This window comes from Streptomyces flavofungini, assembly GCF_030388665.1.
In the GTDB taxonomy this organism is placed as follows: Bacteria; Actinomycetota; Actinomycetes; order Streptomycetales; family Streptomycetaceae; genus Streptomyces; species Streptomyces flavofungini_A.
The window spans coordinates 8,535,959-8,557,500 of the sequence record NZ_CP128846.1; the positions used below are offsets into that span (position 1 = coordinate 8,535,959).

16 protein-coding genes and 1 pseudogene are annotated in these 21,542 nt (G+C 72.1%); 10 read left to right on the forward strand and 7 right to left on the reverse strand.

All coding sequences use genetic code 11. The annotated features are described in order from the left end of the window. Positions 1-33: 33 nt before the first annotated feature. The 4 genes and pseudogenes from QUY26_RS37035 to QUY26_RS37050 all read left to right on the forward strand — a co-directional run. Positions 34-1,464 carry a cytochrome P450 gene (locus QUY26_RS37035; RefSeq protein ID WP_289954553.1) on the forward strand — a complete coding sequence of 477 codons (1,431 nt, stop codon included), beginning with the start codon at positions 34-36 and terminating at the stop codon, positions 1,462-1,464. Then, on the forward strand, positions 1,454-2,758 hold the full coding sequence (locus QUY26_RS37040) for an FAD-dependent oxidoreductase (RefSeq protein WP_289954555.1): 1,305 nt from the start codon (positions 1,454-1,456) through the stop codon (positions 2,756-2,758). Before QUY26_RS37035 ends, QUY26_RS37040 begins: the two co-directional genes overlap by 11 nt. Continuing rightward, entirely contained in the window at positions 2,755-3,756 is a 1,002-nt protein-coding gene (locus tag QUY26_RS37045; protein ID WP_289954556.1) for a terpene synthase family protein, read from the forward strand. Before QUY26_RS37040 ends, QUY26_RS37045 begins: the two co-directional genes overlap by 4 nt. Positions 3,757-3,781: 25 nt before the next feature. Further along, positions 3,782-4,444, forward strand: a pseudogene (locus tag QUY26_RS37050) (aminoacyl--tRNA ligase-related protein); the annotation flags it as partial. Positions 4,445-4,541: 97 nt separating this feature from the next. On the opposite strand, the gene QUY26_RS37055 reads toward QUY26_RS37050, so the two are convergent. The 6 genes from QUY26_RS37055 to QUY26_RS37080 form a co-directional block, all read right to left on the reverse strand. Beyond that, a complete protein-coding gene (locus QUY26_RS37055) occupies positions 4,542-4,979 on the reverse strand; it encodes a nuclear transport factor 2 family protein (protein ID WP_289954558.1) in 438 nt (145 codons plus the stop codon). Between the two features lie 286 nt (positions 4,980-5,265). Continuing rightward, positions 5,266-6,273, reverse strand: coding sequence for an SMP-30/gluconolactonase/LRE family protein (locus tag QUY26_RS37060; protein ID WP_289954561.1), 1,008 nt, complete (start codon positions 6,271-6,273; stop codon positions 5,266-5,268). Positions 6,274-6,379: 106 nt separating this feature from the next. Then, positions 6,380-7,519: a PQQ-dependent sugar dehydrogenase gene (locus QUY26_RS37065; protein ID WP_289954562.1), complete on the reverse strand. Its 1,140-nt coding sequence runs from the start codon at positions 7,517-7,519 to the stop codon at positions 6,380-6,382. Between the two features lie 296 nt (positions 7,520-7,815). After that, positions 7,816-9,267 (reverse strand): WGR domain-containing protein, encoded by a 1,452-nt coding sequence (locus tag QUY26_RS37070; RefSeq protein ID WP_289954565.1) that lies wholly within the window; start codon positions 9,265-9,267, stop codon positions 7,816-7,818. A 112-nt stretch (positions 9,268-9,379) separates the two neighbouring features. Next, the gene (locus tag QUY26_RS37075) at positions 9,380-9,805 is read right to left on the reverse strand and encodes a peptidase inhibitor family I36 protein (RefSeq protein WP_289954567.1); all 426 of its coding nucleotides are present in this window, start codon (positions 9,803-9,805) and stop codon (positions 9,380-9,382) included. A gap of 192 nt (positions 9,806-9,997) precedes the next feature. Continuing rightward, entirely contained in the window at positions 9,998-11,248 is a 1,251-nt protein-coding gene (locus QUY26_RS37080) for an ROK family transcriptional regulator (RefSeq protein WP_289954569.1), read from the reverse strand. A gap of 200 nt (positions 11,249-11,448) precedes the next feature. Here QUY26_RS37080 and QUY26_RS37085 point away from each other — a divergent pair, with 200 nt between their 5' ends. The 6 genes from QUY26_RS37085 (at position 11,449) to QUY26_RS37110 (ending at position 20,587) form a co-directional block, all read left to right on the forward strand. Beyond that, positions 11,449-13,107, forward strand: a complete 1,659-nt coding sequence (locus QUY26_RS37085; RefSeq protein WP_289956354.1) for a sugar ABC transporter ATP-binding protein — start codon at positions 11,449-11,451, stop codon at positions 13,105-13,107. Continuing rightward, the gene (locus QUY26_RS37090; protein WP_289954571.1) at positions 13,104-14,117 is read left to right on the forward strand and encodes an ABC transporter permease; all 1,014 of its coding nucleotides are present in this window, start codon (positions 13,104-13,106) and stop codon (positions 14,115-14,117) included. Before QUY26_RS37085 ends, QUY26_RS37090 begins: the two co-directional genes overlap by 4 nt. Further along, positions 14,114-15,220, forward strand: coding sequence for an ABC transporter permease (locus tag QUY26_RS37095; protein ID WP_436840466.1), 1,107 nt, complete (start codon positions 14,114-14,116; stop codon positions 15,218-15,220). The genes QUY26_RS37090 and QUY26_RS37095 overlap by 4 nt, the downstream gene beginning before the upstream one ends. Beyond that, on the forward strand, positions 15,204-16,463 hold the full coding sequence (locus tag QUY26_RS37100) for a substrate-binding domain-containing protein (protein ID WP_289954573.1): 1,260 nt from the start codon (positions 15,204-15,206) through the stop codon (positions 16,461-16,463). The genes QUY26_RS37095 and QUY26_RS37100 overlap by 17 nt, the downstream gene beginning before the upstream one ends. Next, positions 16,460-17,374: a sugar phosphate isomerase/epimerase family protein gene (locus QUY26_RS37105; protein WP_289954575.1), complete on the forward strand. Its 915-nt coding sequence runs from the start codon at positions 16,460-16,462 to the stop codon at positions 17,372-17,374. The genes QUY26_RS37100 and QUY26_RS37105 overlap by 4 nt, the downstream gene beginning before the upstream one ends. 120 nt (positions 17,375-17,494) lie before the next feature. Further along, positions 17,495-20,587, forward strand: coding sequence for a ThuA domain-containing protein (locus tag QUY26_RS37110; RefSeq protein ID WP_436840467.1), 3,093 nt, complete (start codon positions 17,495-17,497; stop codon positions 20,585-20,587). 49 nt (positions 20,588-20,636) lie between these two features. On the opposite strand, the gene QUY26_RS37115 is transcribed toward QUY26_RS37110, so the two are convergent. Continuing rightward, complete coding sequence (locus tag QUY26_RS37115) at positions 20,637-21,425, reverse strand: DUF4239 domain-containing protein (protein WP_289954579.1); 789 nt, start codon at positions 21,423-21,425, stop codon at positions 20,637-20,639. Between the last annotated feature and the right edge of the window lie 117 nt (positions 21,426-21,542).

Consider the following 21,542-nt stretch of genomic DNA (forward strand, 5'->3'; position numbering starts at 1 on the left):
TGCCCGTCGGCAGGAGGGACACAGGAGGGAAACATGTCCAGTCAGCCCTTCACCACCGGAACGGTTCCCGGCGCACTGCCCGGCCTCGGGCACATCTGGCCCCTGATGCGACGGCCCATCGAGTTCCTGACCTCGCTCCCGGACCACGGTGACCTGGTGGAGATCAGGCTCGGCCCGACGCCGGTGTACGTCCCGTGCCACCCCGAGCTGCTGCGGCAGACCCTGACCGACGACCGCACCTTCGACAAGGGCGGCAAGTACTACGACCGGGCGCGGGCCATGGCAGGGAACGGCGTGGCCACGTGCGCGCACAAGGACCACCGCCGGCAACGACGGCTGCTCCAGCCCGCGTTCCACCCGTCGCGCCTGGAGGCCTACGCGACGACCATGGAGCAGGAGGTGAAGGCGCTGACCGACTCCTGGGGCGACGCGGAGGTCGTCGACGCGTATCCCGTGCTCTACGCCCTCGCCCTGCGGACCGTGACGCGCACGCTCTTCTCGACCCGCGTCACCGACGAGGTCGTCGCGGACATCCAGCGCTCCTTCGACATCGCGTTCAGCGGGTTCTTCCGGCAGATGTTCATGCCCCCGGCCCTGCTGCGGCTGCCGCTGCCCGCGAACCTCCGCCACCAGCGGGCCCTGCGGAACCTCAACGCCATCGTGGACCGGGTGCTGCGGGACGCGACGGCGGGTCAGGAGAGCGTGCCGGGGCAGGACCGGGAGGCCGCCGGGCGGAACGTCCTCTCGGTGCTGCTCGCCTCCCGCGAGAGCGCCGCCCCCGCGGGCACCGCCGACACCGGCGCGGAAGGGGCCGCGCAAGGAGGCGACGCCGCGGGAGCCGCCGACGCCGAGATCCACGACCAGGTCGTCACCGTCCTGGCAGCAGGCAGCGAGACCGTGGCGTCCACCCTCACCTGGGCCCTGTACCTGCTGTCCCGGAACCCGGCGGCCCAGCGCCGCCTCCAGGAGGAGGCCGACACCGTGCTCGGCGGCCGGCCGGCCCGCTGGGACGACCTGCCGCACCTGCCCCACACCCACCGCGTCATCACGGAGACGATCCGGCTGTACCCACCGGGCTGGCTGTTCACCAGGGTCACGACGAAGGCCGTCATCCTGGCGGGACGACACCTGAAGGCGGGAACCACGGTCGTCATCAGCCCGGTGCCCGTGCACAGGAACACCGCCGTCTTCCGGCGGGCCGCCGACTTCGACCCCGACCGGTGGCTGCCGGAGCGCACGTCGGCGCTGCCGCGCGGGGCGTTCGCCGGGTTCGGCACCGGGCCGCGCAAGTGCGTCGGGGACGGCTTCGGCGTCGCCGAGTGCGCCCTCGCCCTCACCGCGGTCGCGAGCCACTGGACCGTGCGCTGCGCGCCCGGCGCGGACACCCGGCCGGTGCCGCTCGCGGCCTTCTACCGCCCCCGCAGGCTCCGCCTCGAGCTGAACCGGCGGCGCCATGACGCCTGAGGGGAACGAGCGCGCCCTGGTCGTCGGCGGCGGCTACGCGGGCCTCGTCACCGCGCGCGTCCTCGCCGACCGTTTCGACGAGGTGGTCGTCCTGGAGCAGGACGACGTCACCGCCGCCCCCGTCCACCGCCGCGGCACCCCGCAGAGCCGGCACCCGCACGCGCTCCTGGCCCGCGGGGCGGACCTGCTGGAACACCTCTTCCCCGGCCTGCGTGCCGAACTCCGGGACGCGGGTGCCCCGGTGTCGGACTTCGGGCAGTTCCCGATGCTGTACCCAGCCGGATGGTCGCCGCGCGTCCGCACGGACCTCGCCCTGCAGACCTTCAGCCGCCCCCTGCTCGAATCCGCGCTGCGACGCCGCGTCCTGGCGCATCCGAGGGTCCGCCTGCTCGACCGCACCCGAGTGGCACGCGTGGTGTTCGACGACGCGCGCGGCCACGTCGTCGGCGTACGGACCGAAGGGGGCTCACTGCGCCCCGCTCGCCTGGTCGTCGTCGCCACGGGGCGCAACTCGCGCCTCCCGGCCGGTCTCGCCACCGGCGGCCTGCCCGTACCCGACGTGCTCCGCGTCGACGGGAGACTCTCGTACACCTCGCGCGTCTACCGCCGCGACACCGCGTCCCCGCCCAACTGGCAGGCGTCCCTGCAGGCCACGTTCGCCCCGACGGCGCGACGTGGCGGCACCGTCGTCGCCCTTGAGGACGACCGCTGGCTGGTGTGTCTGTTCGGCGCGGACGGCCAGTCCGCCCCCACCGACCCGGCGGGATTCGCCGCGTACGCGGACTCGCTCGCGAACCCCCACATCAAGGACATCGTCACGCGCGCCGAACCCCTGGGCTCCATCTACCGTTACGGCGGCCTCGGCGGCCAGTGGCGCCGCTACGACCGGATCCGCCCCTGGCCCGCCGGTCTCGCGGTGCTCGGCGACGCCCTGTGCGTGCTCAACCCCCTCTACGGCCACGGCATGACCGTCGCCGTTCAGCAGGCCGTCCTCCTGGCCCGCACGCTCGACGCCCACGCGCCCGCCGACGCGTGCGGGCACTTCCAGCGCCGCTCCGCCCGGACCCTGCTCCTGCCCTGGTACCTGTCGACCAGCCTGGACCTGGGCTGGCGGCCCGAGAACGCCCCCGTAGCGGCCCTGCTCGCGCGCCGCTACCTGGCGCGCCTGCTGCGCCGCATCCCCGACGACCCCGCGCTGTACCGGCGGTTTTTGGCCGTGCAGCACCTGACGGCGTCCCCGCTGACCCTGCTCGCGCCGTCCTCGCGGACCGGAAGGGACGGCGAGCCGTCATGACACTCCCGTACGACGAACTGGAATCGCTGCGGATCCACCCCGGCGCCGAGCACCCCCTGTACCGGCTGCCGTCCCGCACCGAGCCGGACGAGAACCGCCTGGACGACCTGGTCGGCCACTGGGCCGAGGCCTGCGGCCTGCTGGCGGACGCCACGGCCCACGAACGACTCGGCGACGCCGCCGTGGCCGACCTCATCGCGCACTGCTACCCGGGACTCCGGCCGGACCGGGCGGCCCCGCTGGCGGGCTGGATCTCCTGGCTCTTCGTCATCGACGACTACTACGACCGCCTCAACATCCGGGGCGAGGACCACCCCGACGCCCTCACCCAGGAGATCATCGACGCCCTGCCCGTGGAGCCGCAGAGCGGGATCCGCCACCACGACGCCCCGCTGGCCCGCGAACTCGCCCGCCTCTGGCGGCACATCGCCCCTCAGCTCAGCCGCTGGTGGCGCATGCGGTTCGCCACGCACGTCACGCACTTCCTGGCGGCGTTTCGGTACGAGCGCCTGCACCGGCAGGAAGGCCTCCCGCCGGGACTGCCCGCGTACGCCGAGCTGCGCCGCGCGTCGAGTTCGGTCACCGCGTGCCTGGACCTCCTGGAGTACGCGACGGGCCAGGAAGTGCCGTCGCTGCTGCACGAGACGCGGCAGCTGCGGACGATGTTCGCGAAGGCCACCGACGTCGTCGCGTGGGTCAACGACGTCGTGTCCCTGAAGAAGGAGGTGGGCATCGGCGACACGAACAACGGAATCATGGTCGTGCGACGGGAGTTCGGCCTGGACCTGCAAGGAGCCATCGACCACGTCTACCGAGGCGTCGCCCGCGACGTCGAGGAGTTCCTCGACGCGGAGGCCGAGCTGTGGCGCGTGTGCAAGCACTGGAGCGGAGTCACCGAGGCCGAGCAGTCGGCCCTGGCCCTGCTGTCCGACGGCATGAAGGCATGGATGCGGGGGAACCTCGACTGGTCGGTGCGCGCCAACCGCTACGCCGCCTGAGGGCGCCCGCCTCCCGGTGCCCTCGATGACCACCGCCCACGACCACCGCCGGCTCGGCCGCGAGCTCGGCCTCTTCGACACCGACCCGCTGATCGGCGCGGGACTGCCGTACTGGCTCCCCGACGGGGCGACCGTGCGGCACGCCCTGGAGGAGTACATCCGCGCCGCCGAACGCCGGTCGGGGTACCGGCACGTGTACTCGCCCGTGCTCGGCAAACGCGAGCTGTACGAGATCTCCGGGCACTGGTCGCACTACAGCGACGACATGTTCCCGCCACTGGACCTCGGCGGTGAGCAGGTCGTGCTGCGGCCGAGCCTGTGCCCGCACCACGCGGTGATCTACCGCTCCCGCTCCCACAGCTACCGGGAACTGCCGCTGCGCATGGCCGAGTTGGGTGGCATGTACCGTGCGGAGCTGTCGGGCGTCCTCGGCGGTTTGACCCGGGTGCGGGCCATCCAGCTCAACGACGCGCACATCTTCTGCACCCTCGACCAGGTCGAGCGGGAGGCGCGCGGAGCGCTCGACATGATCCGCGACGCCTACCGTGCCCTCGGCATCACCCCCGCCCGCTACCGGCTCTCCCTGCCCGGCCCCGGCGGAAAGTACGTCGCCGCGCCCGAGCTGTGGCAGCGGGCCACCGCCCTGCTGACCGACGTCCTCGCCCGCGTCGGCGCGCTCGTGGAGGCCCACAGCACCGACTTGTGGGAGGGCGGGGCCGGTTCGTAGCGCTCGCCGGGGCGGGGCGGCCGGGCCCGGGAGTCCGCCGACGTGGGTCGGCGGACCCTCAGCTCATCAGGTCGGGCGCGAAGTAGTCGCGCAGCCGTGCGATCTTCCCGTCACGGACACGGAAGATCTGCACGAGAGAGACGGTCACGTCCTTCCCGCCTCCGTCCGCACCCCCGTCTCCCTCTCCGCCGCCGTCGAAGACCGTGTCGATCTCGGCGATGAACACGTCGGGATCGGCGGTCGTGTGCAGCACGAAGCCGGACTTCTCCAGGTTCGGCGCACGCTGGTCCTGCGCCTGCCTCTCGTAGTACGCGGCCATCACGCCGCGGATCTCCTCGCGCCCCACCATCCTCCGCGGGAAAGGGACGTCGTCGGGCATCAGCGGCAGCTCGAGGACGCCGTCCGGGGTGAAGTTCTCGGCGAGGGCGACGGCGTTCCGGGACATCGCGCCGGCGTGGACGTAGCTCTCGAAGATCTGCTGTGGTGTTCGGGACACGTGGCTCCTCGGTCAGGTGGAGGACAGGGCCGTCCGTCAGGACCCGCACGTGCCCGTGCGGGAGATCCTTGGTGGCCGTCAGGAGGGTGAGCCGGCCCGCGCGGGCGAGGGCGCGGAGCCGGTCGAGCCCGGCGGCGCGGTCCGGGCCCGCTCCAGGACGAGCGCGTCCCGGCCCAGCTCTTCGGGGACCGCTGACGCAGCCCGCGCGCGGGCTGCCCCGGACGTACTGCTCGCACGCGTGCCGACCACCCGCCAGCCGCGTCCCCAACCTCACAGGGCAATACACCTAGCGCGTCCGGTCGGCCTTGTGCACCTGGCGGACCGCCACCGCGTTGTACGGCGTCGTGGGCGTCGTCTCCTCGGTGAACCGGGAGTTGGGCAGGTAGAGGCGGTCGCCGAACGCGGCGACGGTGGTGGGGATGCGGAAGCGGGCGTCGGTGATCCGTGCGATCGGCGTGCCGCGCAGGCCCGTGGGGTGCATGCGGAACACGTCCACGGCGTTCTGGACCTGCTGGACGACGTAGAGCGTGCGGCCCAGGAGGAGGGCTCCGTCGCCGTCCGGGAGCTTGTGGCCGCCGAGGTCGACCAGGCGGGTGTCGCCGGTGCGCGGGTCGACGCGGTAGAGGCTGCCGCCGTGGGCGTGGACGTTGATGACGAGCAGTCCGCGGCCGTCGGGCGTCCGCTCCAGGCCGTTGGTGGTGAAGCCGTCGGCGGGCGCCGACACCCACTCGCCCACCAGCGGCAGCGTGACGATCTCCCGAGCCGGGGGCAGCTCGCCGCGGGGCCCGAGCGGCAGGCCGTACAACTGCTGCTGGGTGGAGTCGGTGAACCAGGCCGCCCGGGGGGTGAGGACTACGTCGTTCACCACGGTCTTCGGCGTGCCGACCTCGTAGGAGGCGAGGACGCGGCCGGTGCGGCCCTCGACCACGCGCAGCCTGCGGGTGAAGCCCCCGGCGACGAACAGGCGGCCGCCCCCGTCGCTCTTCAGGCCGAGGCTCATCGCGTCCGTCCCGGTCGTCAGGGTCTCGCCGCGCCCGGTGGCGAGGCTCGCGCGGTACAGCTCCCCGCCCTTCCGCGAGCCGAACCAGGCAGTCGCGGCAGGGCCGATGGCGATGCCCTCGGGCTGGAAGCCGTTCGGAAGGGGGAAGTCCGTGGGCCAGGCGGAGGCCTTCGTCGCACGGGCCCCGGCCCGGGCCGACGAGGCGAGCGGCCCGAGGGCGGCCAGCGCCCCCAGGGCTGCGCCGGCGCCGAGAACCGCGCGACGGGAGGTGCCGGAAGCATCGTGATTCGTCATGCCGTACACCCTTCCCCGCTCCGGCGCCGGTGAAGAGGGGCGAGCAGCGCGACGGCCTGCCGCCTGGTTCCGGACCGGGCGGCAGGCCGAGCCTCGGGCCCGGGTGCTATGCCCGGTCGATGCGGTACACGCTGCCGCCGATGTCGAGCACGTACAGCTCGCGGTTGCCGCCCTGGATGAACGAGACGACCTCACCGCCGTTGACGCCGAGGTCGTTCACCCCGGTGACCTTGCCGTTCTCCATCTTCAGGGAGCGGACGGTGCCGTCGCAGTAGTCGCTGTACACGTACTGGCCCTTGAGGTCGGGGATCGCCTTGCCCCGGTAGACGTAGCCGCCGGTCACCGAGCAGCCGAGGCCGGTGCGGTCGTACTCGTACACCGGCCGGACGTGGTTCGCGGGCTCCTTGCCGTCCCGGAAGGGGTGGCTGCCCTCCATCTGGGACCAGCCGTAGTTCTCGCCGCCATCGCTGCTCGCCGGGGCCCAGTCGATCTCCTCCCAGGCGCTCTGGCCGACGTCACCGATCAGCAGGTCGCCGGTGCCCGCGTCGAAGGAGAACTTCCACGGGTTGCGCAGGCCGTACGACCAGATCTCGTCCTTCGCCTTCGGGTCGCCGACGAACGGGTTGTCCTTCGGGACGGCGTACGGCTTGCCGCCCCTCGGGTCGATCCGCAGGAGCTTGCCGAGCAGCGTGTCGAGGTTCTGTCCGTTGCCGTGCGGATCGCCGCCGGAGCCGCCGTCACCGAAGGCGATGTACAGATAGCCGTCGGGACCGATCTTGATGTCGCCGCCGTTGTGGTTGGAGTAGGGCTGCGTCTGGGTGAGGACGGTGCGCCGGGTCTGCGGCTGGATCTTGCCCTTCACCACGGCGAACTCGTCGATGGTGCTGGTGCCTTGGAGGTTCGTGAACGAGATGTAGAAGTGGGCGAACTTCTTGTCGAACGCGATGCCGAGCAGGCCGCGCTCGCCGTCGGTGGTGGTCTCCTTCGTGATGTCGAGGACGGGGTCGCTGAGCCCGCCCTGGCTGTTCAGGACCCGTACGGTGCCCGCGCGTTCGGCTATCCAGACCGTACCGCCGGGACCCGCGGTCCCGGCGCTCGGGTTCTTGGCCGTGGTCACCTTCGTGAGCGCGACCTTCGGTGCCTGCTGCGACGCGGCGGGCTCGTCGGCGGACGCCGTGGTGAGGGCGAGGGAGGCGACGAGGCAGATGGCGCCGACGGTCGCCGAGCTTCTGGTGCGAACTTTCACCGTGATCCTCCTGGAGGCGGCGAATGGGGGAAGTCACCCAGCTGCTAGGGGCAGTGGAGAGGGGGTGTCGCCCGTGCCAGCACGCAACCTGGGTGGGGGACGGTGTGCAACTGGCACGCATGAGAATACTGGGACCAGGATGGTTGGTGTAGACCAGAACTACCGCCATCTGTTCCGGTTCCGCGCCTCCCGTGGCTGCCGGAACTGCCCTGACTGCGGCGGCATTCGTGACTGCGTTCGTGGCTGCGGCGACTTCCGTGATGCCCGCGCGTCCCGTGACGCGCGGGTCACCGCGGTCACCGCAGAAGCCGGATGTCCCCCCGCACGCGGTAGAACCCACCGGCTGCCGCGTGCAGGGCGTCCACCACATAGCGCGCCCCGGGCTGCCGTATCGCCCGCGGGAACTGGACGTTCCAGGAGGCGTCGTAGCCCTCGGACACCACGTGCACGCGCAGCCGGCCGCCGTCCTGGACGCACTCGACGACGACCGCCCCCGCGGGAACCCGGGTGACCGTGGCCACCGCGGTAGCAGCCGTGGCCGGTGCGTACGTGGGCAGGGCCGCGGCCAGCTTGACGTCCCGCGCCTGTGGCACCGTGCCCCGCTGCGCCGCGGAGATCGCCGTCTCGCTCGCGTCGACGCAGACGAGCGAGCCGTCCGTCGTGACCAGGTACAGCCGTCCGTCGCGGTACTGCATGGAGAGGGCCGAGCCGCCACCCGTGCCGAGCTTCCACAGACGCGTGCCGTCCCGGTCGAAGCAGTAGACGGACGACGCGGCGTCACCGGCGAAGACGAACCGTCCGCTGGGCGAGGTCGCGCAGGAGTACACCGGGCTGTCGCAGGCGTACGTCGCCTCGACGGCGCCCGTCGCCTTCGACAGGCGCTGGACCGCGCGGTGAGCGGTGCCCGCGTACACGGCGTCGTCCTCCTGCCAGCCGAACAGGACGCCGCCGCGGGTGGGTGTGTGCCACAACTCGCCGCCGCCGTCGGGTGCGTAGGCCGTCACGCCGCCGGTGTGGCCGTGGTAGACCGCCCGGTCGTCGGCGCGGACCATCCAGGCGTGCTCGCCCTGGCTGCGGCGCGCCCACTGGTGCTCGTCCTCGTGGTCGATGACGGTGAGGCGGCCCTCGCGGTCCGAGACGTTCAGGACGCCCTCGTGGATGTCCAGCCAGAAGATGTCGACGTCGGCGGCGATGTCGTACGCCGCGAAGGGCAGCTTCGACGACAGGTCGTAGACGCTGCCGTCGTCGCAGCCCGCGTAGATCCAGAAGTCGTCGGCGACCAGGCACTTCACGCCGTCCGGCAGTTGGAAGCGGGCGAGGACGCCGCCGTTGTGGTCCAGGGTGTACACGTCCCCCGCCTGGTTGCCCACCCAGCAGTGGTCGTCGTCGACATGGATGCCGAACGCCGAGGAACCCGTGCGGAACCGCCACAGGACCGGTGCCACGGCCCGCGCGGTGGACGGCGCCGACGCCACCTGGCGCCGCGTCACCGCGCGGGGCGCGCGCTGTCCGGGCACGGCGGGGGCGTACCCCTTGCGGACCTTCTCCGCGATCTTCTTCGAGGCCGCCGCCTGGGCCTTCGCCGTCGAGGCGAACGAGGTCGTCTGCGTCTGCCCGGCGGCGCCGATGCGCCCGTACCGCACCGTCACCGTCTGGTCGGCGACGGTCACTTCGTAGAACTTGTGCGCGCCCTCGCCCTCTTGTGACAGTTCCAGATACGTCGTCGAGACCGTGGACGCGGCAGGCATGGCAGACCCCTCCCCAGGGCGGACCCGCGGCTTCTCCGGCGGGCCCCACTGCTCACACCGTAGGAGGAGCCACTGACAACGACCGTCCTGGTCCGCGCGGCCGCCGCGCCGCTCAGCCGTCCTCGCCGGGCGGCGTGCCGCAGCTCGGGCCGCCGGGGCCGTCGAACCGGACCGAGCTGAAGAAGTCCCGGTAGGCGGGGAAGAAGTTGCCCTTGCCGGTCGGGCCGGAGGACGTCACCGCCGTACAGCCGGAGTAGTCCGCGTCGGACCAGAGGTAGATGGTCGAAGCTGTCCTGTTCCAGTCGGACTTGGCGCGGTCGTTCATGCCGAGTGCCGTCAGATCCGGCGCGCTCGCCCGGAGCGCGATCATGTCGCCGGTGCCGTCGAGGCCCGCGAACATGCAGTAGTGGCCGTCAGGACACCGGTCGTAGCCGTCCGCCGCGTGCGCCGTGGAGACCGGCACGACCGTGGTGGCCGCGGCGAGGGCCGCCACGAAGAGCAGGGGGAGCTTCGTCCTCAGGGCGAGGGCCTTGCGCATGCTGGTCCACCTTCGTCATCAGGGCGCGCGGGTCCGCGGGGGGCGGCCACCGGGAGAGCGGTGCGCGGGCCGTGGAGGAACCAGGCTTGTTGATCTGTCCGGTGGGCCGCCATCCCCCGAAGGAGGGACGCCGGGGGCAGACGGGGTGAGGGCCGGGGCGGGCCCGGCGCACCCCCGTGGGACGCGGCCCGCTCAGTACCCGCCCCCCGCGACCACCCGGTCGACCTCCCGCGGGGAGAGGGCGTGCTCTACCGCGAGGATGCCCGCGCCGATCGCCGCCGCGTTCTCGCCGGTGCGGCTCGGCTCGATGCGCAGGACGTGCGTGGCCAGCGGGTGCGAGCGCCGGTACACCGCCTCCCGGACGCCCGCGAGCAGCTGGTCGTGGACCGCGGCGAGCGCCCCGCCCACCACCACCGTGTCCGGGTTGAAGAAGTTCACCAGGCCCGCGAGGACCTCGCCCACCGCCCGCCCCGCCTCCCGGACCATGCGGACCGCGTCCCGGTGGCCGGATTTCACCAGGCGTACGACATCGCTGCCCGACGCCGCGTCCAGGCCGAGGTCCGACAGACGACGGGCCAGGGCCGCGCCGCCCGCGACCGCCTCCAGACAGCCGGAGTTGCCGCAGCGGCACGGTTCGTCCAGCTCACCGACGCGGATGTGGCCGATGTCGCCCGCGCTGCCCTGAGCGCCCCTGTGCAGTCTGCTGTCGGCGACGATCCCGCAGCCGATGCCCGTGCCGACCTTGATGTAGAGGAGGTAGCGGGTGTCCGGAAACGCTCGGCGTTGCTCGGCGAGCGCCATCACGTTCACGTCGTTGTCGACGAGCGCGCGCACCTGGAACCGGTCCGCGAAGAACTCCGGGATCGGGTACTGGTGCCAGCCGGGCATGATCGGCGGGTCGACGGGGCGGCCGGTGGAGAACTCCACGGGCCCCGGCACGCCGACGCCGAGGGACTGGAGGGTCGACGGCTCGCGCCCGGCCTCCTTCAGGAGCGCGTGCAGGGTGCGCTCCACATGGCCGAGCACCGACTGCGGCCCGTCCGCGATCGACAGCGGGTCCTCGCGCAGGGCGAGGGTCTGACCGCCCGCGTCCATCAGCAGGACGCGGCAGTGCGAGGCGCCCAGGTCGACGCCCGCGACGGCGTGCTCACGCGTGCGCAGGCGGAGCTTGCGCGGCGGCCTGCCGCCCGTGGAACTGCCGTCGGCCTCCTCCGTCACGAATCCGTGCGCGATGAGCGCGTCCACCCGCTGGGAGACCGTCGAGCGCGCGAGGCCCGTGAGCCGGGCGAGGTCCGCCCGGGTGGCCGCCGCGCCCGCGCGGAGCAGGGCGAGGACGTCACCGGGCGAGGAGGCCACCGGCGCGGGTGAGCCGTCCGGGGACGGGGCGGACGGGGCGGACGGGGCGGACGGGGCGGACGGGGAAGGATCCGGCGCTCCAGGCATGCCAGTCACCCTAGGGACGACTTTCGCTGCTCACAAGGCCGATGATGTTTGATCGTCGACCTAAGTCCCCGTCAAATGCCGTGTAAACAAAAGCGCTTGGGCCCTTGACAGGTCAAAGGGGTCTCATCACATTGCTCTGCAGGCCGCTGCCGAAGGAGCTGAGGGTGCAGGCGATGCATGCGAAGCAGGCGACGCACACGATGGTGGCGATGCACGGCGTGTCCAAGAGCTTCCTCGGCGTGCGCGTGCTGCACGGCGTCTCGCTCGACCTCGCCGCGGGCGAGGTGCACGCCCTGGTCGGGGAGAACGGCGCGGGCAAGTCGACGCTCATGAAGGTCCTCGCGGGCGAACACGTACCGGACGAGGGCGTCATCACGCTCGCCGGACGGCCCCACCACTTCAGCCACCCCGCCCAGGCGCAGGCCGCGGGGATCGGCATCATCCACCAGGAGTTCGCGCTCCTCGCGCACCGCACGGTCGCCGAGAACGTCTTCCTCGGCCGCGAGCCGACCCGCTACGGCCTCGTCGACCGCCGCGCCATGGAGGACCGCACCGCCCGGCTCCTCGCCGACCTCGGCGAGGCCGGGATCGGGCCGCGGACGTACGTGCGCGACCTGTCCGTCGCCCGGCAGCAGACCGTCGAGATCGTCAAGGCGCTCGCCTCCGACGTGCGCGTCCTCGTCATGGACGAGCCGACCGCGCCGCTCGCCGACCACGAGGCGGGTCTGCTGCACGCCTTGGTGCGCCGCCTGGCCGCGCGCGGCCTCGGCATCCTGTACATCTCGCACCGGCTGCGCGAGGTCTTCGACCTGTCCCAGCGCGTCACCGTCCTCAAGGACGGCCGCCACGTGACGACGGTACGCACCGAGGACACCGACACCGACCGGATCGTACGGGCCATGGTGGGCCGCGAGCTCAGCGCCTACTACCCGCCGCGCGCCCACCCCGAGGAGATCGGCGAGGCCCGTCTCGCCGTGCGCGGCGGCGGCAACGCCCGGCTCACCGGCATCGACCTGACGCTGCGCGCGGGCGAGGTCACCGGCGTCGCGGGCCTCCAGGGGGCGGGCCGCACCTCCCTCGTCCGGGCCCTCTTCGGCGCCGCGCCCTTCACCACGGGCACCATGACCGTCGACGGGGCGGCGCTCAGGCCCGGCACGCCGCGCCAGGCCATCCGCGCCGGTGTCGCCCTCGTCACGGAGGACCGCAAGGCGGAGGGGCTCGCGCTGCGCCAGTCCGTGCGGGACAACGCGCTGCTGGTGACCCGCGCCGTGCCGGGCCGCGAACGGCCCCCAACGGCACGGGAGGTGACGGCGCTCCTGGAGAAGGTCCGGCTCCAGGCGCGCGGTGAGCACCAGGAGGCCCGCTTTCTGTCCGGCGGCAACCAGCAGAAGGTCGTCATCGCCAAGTGGCTCGCCGCCCGCCCCCGGGTGCTGCTCTTCGACGAACCCACCCGCGGTGTCGACGTCGGCGCCAAGGCCGCCATCCACACGTTGGTGCGCGACCTCGCCCGCGAAGGCCTCGCCGTCCTCATCGTCTCGTCGGAACTGCCCGAACTGATCGGCATGAGCGACCGGATCCTCGTCATGGCCGAGGGGCGCATCGCCGGTGAACTGCCCGCCGGGGCGAGCGAGGAGGACGTGATGCGCCTCGCGACGACCACCCGGGACGGCGCCGCGGCGACCGGTCCGGGCAGCGCGAGCTCGGACAGGGCCGGCTCTGACGGCGCCTCCTCCGACACCGTCGCCCCGGACGGGACCGCCGCGCCTCCGTCCGCTCCGGACGGGACCACCCCGACCCCGTCCGCCCCGGACGCCACCCCGCCCCCGTCCGCCCCGACCCCGCAGGAAGGAGTGGCATGACCGGTACCGCCCTCGTCCCCCGGCCCTCTCCGGCCCCGGCGAAGACCCGCGCCCCGCTCGGCCGCCACCGGCTCGCCGACCCCGCCGTCGGGGTCTGGCTCGCCGCCGCGGCCGTCACCGCGCTCGGGTGGATCGCCGTGGCCGCGCGCGGCGGCGACTTCCTCACCCTCACCAACGTCGTCGGCATCCTGCAGAACAGCGTGGCACTCGGTCTCGTCGCCGTCGGCCAGACCGCCGTCATCCTCACCGGCTCCCTCGACCTGTCGGTGGCGTACCTCATCAGCCTCGGGACCCTTGTCGCCGCCACCACGATGGAGAACGGCTCCGTCGTCACCGGGGTCCTCGCGGTCCTCGCGCTGTCCGCGGCCGTCGGGCTCGCCAACGGTCTGATCGTCACCGGTCTGAAGGTCAACGCGTTCATCGCGACCCTCGGCACCGCCTTCATCCTGCGCGGCTGGATCGAGGACAACTACACCGGGCCCGCGGGCAAGGTCCCCGCCTCCTTCCAGCACCTCGGCTACGACCGGATGGGCCCGATCCCCGTCTCCCTCTTCCTGCTCCTCGCCGTCACCGCGGCGCTGTGGGTGATCACCCGGCGCACCCGCTTCGGCCATCACCTGTACGCGACCGGCGGCGACGAGCACGCGGCCCGCCTGTCCGGCGTCCGCACCCGCCGCACCGTGATCGCCGCCCACGTCCTGTGCTCGTTGTGCGTGGGCGCCGCCGCCCTGTTCCTCGCCTCGCGCCTGGGCGCAGGAGCGCCGTGGGCCGGCACCGAGGCCCGCTACGACCTGGAGTCCATCGCGGCCGTCGTCCTCGGCGGCACCGTGCTCGCGGGCGGGCGCGGGGGAGTGGTCGGCACCCTCGGCGGCGTCCTCGTGCTCGCCGTCCTCGACTCCGTCTTCAACCAGCTCGGCGTCGACCCCTTCTTCAAGAACGTCGTGCGCGGCGTCGTCATCATCGCCGCCGTCGCCCTCTACGCCCGGCACGGCGCCAGGAGATCCGCATGAGCACCGGCACGGCCACGAACGCGGCGCCGGAGCGGACCACGAAGGCCGCCACCGCCCCCTACCGGGCCCTGGCCCGCACCCTCGGCACGGGCGCGCCCGTCTACGCCCTCCTGATCGTGCTCCTCCTGGCGCTCGCCGCGACCGACCCCGGCTTCTACGAACCCGACCGCTTCCTCGCCTTCGTCAAGCGCGCGGCACCGCTGGTGATCCTCGCCGCCGGGCAGTACCTGGTCATCGTGTGCGGCGAGTTCGACCTGTCCGTCGGCGCGATCGTCACCGCCGGGGTGGTCGCGGCGGCCGAGGTCTACGGAACGCACCCCGGTGCCCCCTGGGCGCTGATGACCGCGGGACTGCTTCTCGCGGGCGCCGCGGCCGGTCTCCTGAACGGGCTGATCACCACCGTGCTCCGGGTGCCGTCGTTCATCACCACGCTCGGCATGATGCTGATCCTCGAAGGCGCCGTCTTCTACTGGACGGGCGGCTCCCCCCAGGGCCGGCTTCCGGAGGACTTCCGCCGCCTCGGCCGGGACACGGCGTTCGGCTGGCTGCCGTGGGCCGTGCTCGCCTGCGTCGTCGCGGGCGTCCTCGTGGCGCTCCTGACGCGCTCCGACTTCGGGCGCACGCTCGTCGCCACCGGGGACAGCGAACGCGCCGCCCATCTGGCCGGGGTGCGGGTGCGACGGGTCCGCGTCCTGGCGTTCGTGCTCTCGGGTGTCGCCGCCGCCCTTGCCGCCGTGCTCGTCGGGGGCTTCTCCGGGGTGTCCGCGCAGGCGGGCCGGGGGTACGAGTTCGAGGCGATCACCGCCGTCGTGCTCGGCGGCGTTGCCCTCGGCGGCGGGCGGGGCAGCGTCGTGGCCGCGATGGCGGGCGCCTTCTCGCTGCAGGCGCTGTTCACGCTGCTCAACCTCCAAGGCGTGTCCGGGGCGTTGGAGTCCACCGTCCAGGGCGTCATCGTCATCACCGCCGTCGGGCTCGGCGCCGCCGACTTCTCCCGGCTGCGCCGACGCGGCCACCCGCCGGGCCCGCCCACGGCAGCACCGCCCGCACCGGCCACCCCATCGCGCACCCACCGGGAGGGACACCCCCATGACCCGCAGCCGTAGCCCGCGACCCCGCCGCCGCCCCACCACTCCCGCGGCCGCCGCCGTCCTCGCCACCGCCCTGCTCGCCGCGCTCACCGCTTGCTCCAGCGACGCCCCCGCCGACGCGCCCGCCGCGTCCGGGCAGAACGCCGGGCACAGCGCCGGGCAGAAGGGCGACAGCGGGGACAAGCCGTCCAAGTTCTTCGACCGGGTCGAGTACGACCGGCAGTTGACGCTCAGCGGGCTGACCCCGAAGGGCCCGGCCGCGAAGCCCTGGGAGCAGATGCTCGAACCGAAGATGACCGACACCGCCAGGTACCGGAAGAAGGGCGAGGGCGACGACGTCGACCTGTGCTTCTCCAACGCCGGGGTCTTCAACCCCTGGCGGCAGGTCGGTCTGAAGAACATGAAGGCAGAGGCCGAACTGCACGACGAGATCGACGACTTCACCGTCCTGGACGCCCAGGGCAAGGACGACAAGCAGATCTCCGACATCCAGGAGCTCGCGGGAAACAAGGACTGCGACGCGCTCATCGTCTCGCCCAACACCACCGCCACCCTCACGCCCGCGGTGAAGGAGGCCTGCGGCAAGCTGCCCGTCATCGTTTTCGACCGGGGCGTGGAGACCGACTGTGCCGTGACCTTCATCAACCCCATCGGCGGCTACGGCTACGGTGCCGTCGCCGCCGACTTCCTCGTGGACGAGGTCGAGCCCAAGGGCAAGATCCTCGCGCTGCGCATCTCGCCCGGCGTCGACGTCCTGGAGACCCGCTGGTCCGCCGCGAAGCTCGCCTTCGACAAGAGCGAACTGGACGTCGTGGACGTGAAGTTCACCGACGGCGACCCGGCGAAGACCAAGTCCGTCGTGTCCGACGCGATCTCCCGGCACGGTTCGATCGACGGCGTGTGGATGGACTCCGGGGCCACGGCCGTGGCCGCGGTGGAGGCCTTCGAGGACTCGGGTGCCGACGTGCCCCCGATCACCGGCGAGGACCAGCAGGACTTCCTGGAGGCCTGGAAGGACAAGAAGCTCACCGCGATCGCCCCCACCTATCCCACGTTCCAGTGGCGCACCCCGGTGATCGCCGCCCTGCGCATCCTCAGGGGCGAGCGGGTGCCCGAGGAGTGGAAGCTGCCGCAGCCCACCGTCACCGAGGCCAACCTCGACGACTACCTCCAGGACGGCATGCCGCCGCTGCACTACGCGATGTGCGGCTGCCAGAAGCTGCCCGGGTTCCCCGGGGCCTGGGGAGGCAAGAAGTGACGCGGCCCGAGGGAGACCCGGGGCGTGACCTCCCGCGGCCGGACCCCGCACCCCTGCCCGTGGGCGCGAACCCCTGGATCTGGCACTCGCCCGTCACCGCACGGGCCCTCGCCGAGGTCCTGCCGCGCCTGTCCTCCTGGGGCTTCGACTGCGCCGAACTCCCCCTGGAGCAGCCCGACGACTGGGAGCCCGAGGCCACCGTCAAGCTGCTCGAAAGCACCGGCCTCGCCCCCGCCGCCGTCATCGCCGTCATGCCGCCCGGCCGCGACCTGGTCCGCGCCGACCCGACGACCGTGCGCGCCACCCAGGACTACCTCCGTCGCTGCGTCGACGCCGCCCACACGATCGGCGCCCCCGTCGTCGCGGGCCCCGTCCACGCGGCCGTGGGCCGCACCTGGCGCATGGACCCCGCCGAGCGGACCGCCGCGTACGAGGAGTGGCGCGAGCACATCGCCCCGGTCGTCGACCACGCGCGCCGCGCCGCAGTGCGCATCGCCGTCGAGCCCCTCAACCGCTACGAGACGAGCCTGCTCAACACCGTCGCGCAGACCCTCGACGCCCTCGCGGGCCTGCCCGAGGACGGCATCGGGATCGCGCTCGACACGTACCACCAGAACATCGAGGAACGCTCCCTGCCCGCGGCCGCGCAGGAGGCGGGCGGTCGAGTCGCGCACGTCCAGGTGTGCGCCAACGACCGCGGCGCGCCCGGCGCCGACCACCTCGACTGGTCCGGGTTCCTCGGCGCGCTGCGCGCGATCGGCTACCGAGGCGCCCTGTGCATCGAGTCGTTCACCGCGCACAACGCCTCCATCGCGGTCGCCGCTTCCGTGTGGCGCCCGCTCGCCCGGAGCCAGGACGCGCTCGCCACCGACGGCCTCACCTTCCTGCGCCGCGCGCTCGCGGCCCGCTGACCCCCGGGCACGGCGCCCCCGCACTTCCGGCATCCGGCACTCGCCCCGTTTCGTCCACACAGAGAGGACCACCTCATGGGATGTCATGCACGTGACATCAGAGGCGTACGAAGAGCGGTCATGGCCGTCCTGACGGCGCTGCTGCTTGCCGTGGGCTTCCTGCCCGCCACCGGAGCCACCGCCGCGGACAAGGCCCCGGCCTTCCGCGCGCTGCTGTTCACCGAGGCCGTCGGCTACGTCCACGACTCCATCCCGGCCGGCATCCGGATGGTCGAGGAACAGGCCGCCGCCCACAACTTCGAGGTCGTCCAGACCGACGACTCCACCGTCTTCGACGACGCCGAGCTCAAGGACTTCGACGTCATCGTCATGCTGCAGAACTCCGGCATGGTCTGGGACACCGACGCCCAGCGCGAGGCCGTGCAGACTCACGTGCGCAGCGGCAAGGGCATCGTCGCCCTCCACAACACCCTCGACATGGGCATCGAGGACTCCTTCCCGTGGTGGGACGAGACCGTCAACGGCGGCGCCCACATGCCCGCGCACTCCCCGGGCGTCCTCAAGGGCACCGCGAAGGTCGCCGATCACGTGCACCCCTCCACCAAGGGCCTCCCGCAGCGCTGGGAGCGCCCCGAGGAGTGGTACAACTTCGACAAGAACCCCCGCGGTGACGTGCACGTCCTGGTCTCCGCCGACGAGACCACGTACAACCCGGGCGGGTCCGCGATGGGCGCCGACCACCCCATCTCCTGGTGCCGCAACGCCGAGGGAGGCAAGGTCTGGGCCACCGCCATGGGCCACGACAAGGCCTCGTACAGCGAGCCCGCCTTCCGCGACCACGTGCTCGGCGGCATCCAGTGGGCGGCCGGGAACAAGCCCGGCGACTGCGGCGGCACCGTCTGGTCGGGCTATGAGAAGGTCGCGCTCGACGAGAACACCGCCGACCCGATGGAGCTCGACGTCGCCCAGGACGGCAAGGTCTTCTACGTCCAGCGCAGCGGCGAGGTGAAGATCTTCGACCCGAAGACGCACGCCACGACCACCGCGGGCAAGGTCGACACCTACACCGGCGGTGAGGACGGCCTGGTCGGCATGGAGCTGGACCCGGCGTTCGCCGAGAACCGCTGGATCTACCTCTATTACGCGCCCAAGAGCGCCAAGGACGACGTGAACCGCCTCTCGCGGTTCACGGTCAAGAAGGACAACACCCTCGACCTCGCGAGCGAGCGGAAGATCCTCGACGTCCCCGCCTACCGCGACCGCACCTTCCCCGAGCCCGGACACACCGGCGGTGCCGTCGAGTTCGGCCCCGACCGCACCCTGTACCTCGGCGTCGGCGACGACGTGCCGCCGAACCTCGACCCGAACTGGCAGGGCTACGCGCCCCTCGACTGGCGCCCCGGCAAGCAGAACCTCGACGCCGCCCGCACCGCGGGCAACACCAATGACCTGCGCGGCAAGATCCTGCGCGTCAAGCCCAAGGACAAGGGCGGCTACACCATCCCCCGGGGCAACCTCTTCGAGCCCGGCACGGACAAGACCCGCCCCGAGATCTACGCCATGGGCTTCCGCAACCCCTTCCGCTTCACCGTCGACCCGAAGAACGGCAACGTGCACGTCTCGGACTACGGCCCCGACCGCGGTGCCCCCGAGACCGAACGCGGACCCGAGGGCCTCGTCGAGTACAACGTCATCAAGAAGCCCGGCAACTTCGGCTGGCCCTTCTGCCACGGCAACAACCAGGCGTACGCGCCCTACGACCCCGACACCCACAAGGCCGGGCCGAAGTTCGACTGCGCGAAGCCGGTGAACCCCTCACCCAACAACACGGGCCTGAAGGACCTGCCCCCGCTGACGCTCCCCGAGGTCTGGTACGGCTACGGCGCCTCCAAGGAGTTCCCGGAAATGGGCACCGGCGGCTCCGCGCCGATGAGCGGCCCCGTCTACCGCTACGACGCCGAGAACCCCTCGAAGACGAAGTTCCCGCAGTACTTCGACGGCGCGAACTTCTTCTACGAGTGGGCGCGCAACTCCGTGAAGGAGATGCGCTTCGACGACTCCGGGAAGCTCCTGAAGATCAATGACTTCCTGAAGTCGGCGAAGTTCGCCAAGCCCATGGACATGACGTTCGGCCCCGACGGTTCGCTGTACGTCCTTGAGTGGGGCAGTGAGTTCGGCGGCGGCAACAACGACTCGGGCCTCTACCGGATCGACTACGCGCAGGGGCAGCGCATCCCGATCGCCAAGGCCAAGGCCTCCGCCACCAACGGCCCCGTGCCCCTGAAGACCGACTTCTCCAGCGAGGGCAGCAAGGACCCGGACGGCGACCCCCTCACCTACGCCTGGGACTTCGACGGCGACGGCACCTACGACTCCACGGAGGCCAACCCCTCGCACACCTACACCACCAAGGGCGACTTCAACGCCCAGCTGAAGGTCACCGACCCCTCGGGGAAGTCGGGCTACGCCAACATCCCCATCACGGCGGGCAACACGGCACCCGAGGTGACCGTCGAGACCCCCGTCGACGGCAAGCTCATCACCTTCGGCGACAAGATCCCGTACAAGGTGAAGGTCACCGACCCCGAGGACGGCGCGATCGACTGCTCCAAGGTCTTCGTGAACCCCGCCCTCGGCCACGACGACCACGAGCACCCGACCACCGACATCCCCGGCTGCGAGGGCACCGTGGACACCGGTGACCTAGGCGGCCACCCCGAGGGCGCCGACCTCACCTACGTCCTCAACGCCAAGTACACCGACAAGGGTTCCGCCGGGACCGGCGCCCTGACGGGCTACGACCGCTCGGTCATGCACCCCAAGCACAAGCAGGCCGAGTACCACGACGACCAGTCGGGGACCCGGATCGTCTCCCAGGCGGGCGCGGAGAACGGCAAACGCATCGGTGACGTCAGCGACGGCGACTGGATCGCCTTCACGCCCATGAGCGTCGAAGGCGTCGTCAAGGTCACGTACCGCATGTCGTCCCCGTACGGAGTGGGCTCCATCGAACTCCGTGCCGACGCCCCCGACGGCAAACTCCTCGCCACCACACCGGTGCTCGACACCGGAGGCTGGGACACGTACCAGAACACCCCGGCCGTCGACATCGAGGCCCTGACCGGCACCCACAAGCTGTATGTGGTCTTCACATCGCCGCAGGACAACTCCTTCGACGTGGACGCCGTCGTGTTCTCGTCCGCCGAGGGCTGAGCACCGCGACCGCGCACCGGCCCCGGTCGCTGACCGGGGCCGGTGCGTCTCACGGCCAGAACTGGGCGAGTACGCCCTCCTTGAACGGAGCCGGAGAGACGGAGAGGTCCCCGGAGAACGGGTGGTCGAGGGTGAGGCACAGGAGCAGGCTCACGCCGATCAGCCCGGCGACCGAGACGACGAACATCAGCTGGGCGCGCAGGCTCTTGATGCCGTAGAGGAACGTCAGCGGCAGCATGACGAGCGCGCCGCCGTAGACGAGGACGTTGAGGAGCACCGGCAGGGACTGCTGCGAGTCGGCGAGCCGGGTGCGGCGTGCCGAGGCGATCTCCCCCAGGGTGGACACGGACTGCTCGTAGTAGACCTTCTGTGCCTCGGTCCTCGGCTCGTACTCCTGGAACACCTCGTAGAGCCTGACCACTTGAGGGTTGGTGGCGCCCGGGTCGGGCCTGCCCTCGCGCATCATCGGCCACTGCTTCTCGACGATCGCGTGGACGTACGCGTCGACGGCCTCCGTCACCCGGCGCTCCTGGTCGGGCGGGAACGCGGAGGCGTCCCGCAGCACCTCCGCGGTCTGGCTGGCCTCGACGGCGACGTTCGTCTCCGCGTCGTTGAGGCCCTCCCACTCGGCCACGACGACGAACGCGAGGATGATGCCGTAGATCGCCGCGTACATGCCGAGCACGACACCGACCATGTCGTTGTATCTGCCGTCCGCCGCCTGGGGCAGCGCACGCCGCAGCAGCAGCGTGCCCAGCACGCCGACGCACACGGCGCCGCCCGCGAGCAGGCAGGCGAGCGCGAGCGTCCCGAAGGTGTTCAGCAGCCAGATCCCCACGGTTCCCCAACGCCGTTTGTCCGCACCGGTTACGTGGCGGGGCGCGGTTCAACCACCCCCGTGGGGTGAGGACATCTCCGCCGGGCCGGGGCGACCCTGCCCGCTACGGGCGCCGGG